This window comes from Brevibacillus sp. BC25, assembly GCF_000282075.1.
Lineage (GTDB): Bacteria > Bacillota > Bacilli > Brevibacillales > Brevibacillaceae > Brevibacillus.
Genome location: NZ_AKIX01000086.1, coordinates 1 through 1,591, shown reverse-complemented (window position 1 = coordinate 1,591; position 1,591 = coordinate 1). Strand labels below are relative to the sequence as shown.

General features: G+C 40.9%; 1 protein-coding gene. It reads right to left on the bottom strand.

Going from position 1 to position 1,591, the window contains the following annotated elements; all coding sequences use genetic code 11:
- Positions 1 to 134: 134 nt before the first annotated feature.
- Positions 135 to 1,337, bottom strand: coding sequence for an IS110 family transposase (locus PMI05_RS21490; RefSeq protein WP_007726230.1), 1,203 nt, complete (start codon positions 1,335 to 1,337; stop codon positions 135 to 137).
- Positions 1,338 to 1,591: the final 254 nt, after the last annotated feature.

Sequence of the window (1,591 nt, the reverse complement as noted above, 5' to 3'; positions counted from 1 at the left end):
CTAAACCAGCTAATAGGATGTCAACATTTTTCAATAAAACGTGTTTTGTTTAATTGTTATACTGAAAATGAGCATGGCAAATAACCATCCAACATCGTGATGGAAGGCTTTTTCTCTATTGTTGCTTATTGGTATTAAGCAATATCAAGGAAAGTCTCTTTACGCTTTAACAGGGTGTAAATCCAGTGAATCAGTTTGTTTACACAAGCAATGATGGTGACTTTAAACGGCTTTCCTTCAGCGCGTTTTCTGTCATAAAACTCTTTTAGCTTCTTATTGCGTGAACTTCTGATGCCACATAGGACAGCCATATATAAGGCATGTCGCAACCTGCTGGAACCTCTTTTCGTGATTCGATTAATGGTTGCAGTAAACTTACCAGAAGAATGCACACTAGGATCGATTCCGGCAAAGGCAACAAGTTTTTTAGGGTGATTAAACCGCTCTATCTCACCAATTTCAGAGATAATCGTTGCCGCGATTTTTTCTCCGATACCAGGGATAGATTGGATAATCTTATATTCTTCAATTTCTGATGCGAGAGCATCAATTCGGTGCTCCAAATTGGACAGATGCTCTTGATATTGAAGAATCATACGAATATACATCTCAAGACTAATCAAATGACTTTCGTACACAGCTTTTTGAAATGGATTGCGGCTTGCTGCGTCCATTATTTTTTTCGCCTTTTCCTGGGCCCAAGCGTTGGAACGGCTGATACATATAGCTTCGATTCGTTTCGTCAATTCAGACTCCCTAGCTTTTAAGACCTCTTCCGAGGTAGGGAACTCCAGTAAAATGTGCAAGGATACCTTCGAAAACAAGTCTCCAAATACAGTTCTAAACTCAGGGAATACTTGGTCTAAAATGGCATGGAACTGTAATTTTGCTTGCATGCAAAGATCAGTTAGAGCACCATGCTGTCTTGTTAGATTACGGAGGTTTAACAGCTGTAACCCTCTCTTCTTATAAGGTTGTAGTTCCTCCTTGTAATACAGCTCACATAAATGATAAGCGTCAATCGCATCCGTTTTGACCTTGCGTAAGTTTGATTTTTTTGCTTGATATGAGATGAGTGGGTTTATCAGAATATACAAGTAGTCTTGTTCTTCTAGAAACTGAGTAATCGGAGTCTGGTAGTGTCCAGTTGACTCCAGAACAACCGGAGGTTGTTGACCAGTTATACTTTCCACATTCTTGAGAAAGTGAAGAAAAGTATCTAGTCCCTCACGAGTATGCGAAATGCTAAAGCTTTTTCCATATGGCTGACCCTTGTCTAAAAATACTTGAACTTGGCTTTCCCCTTTAGATACATCCAGACCAACGACTGGATTCATTGTATCGCTCCTTTTCTAAGATAATTTGCCGGTAACCCCTAGTCCTGCTTGTAGTATCATAGCTTCGCTTGTTATACGGGATCTTGTCCCAACCAGCCTCAAACATGTTTCTACAAGTAGGGGGTGAACAGTTTAGCGGACGGGGTCAATGCCCCACGGGCAGAGACGTTCTACCCCGGCTACCGTAATCGTAGAACCATATTAAAAATGGTCAACCAGTAAAAACTGGCTGACCTCATAATACGAACGGGCAG

Coding starts and splice junctions, on each gene's coding strand:
- PMI05_RS21490 (WP_007726230.1), bottom strand. CDS start 1,337: ATGAATCCAGTCGTTGGTCTGGATGTATCTAAAGGGGAAAGCCAAGTT.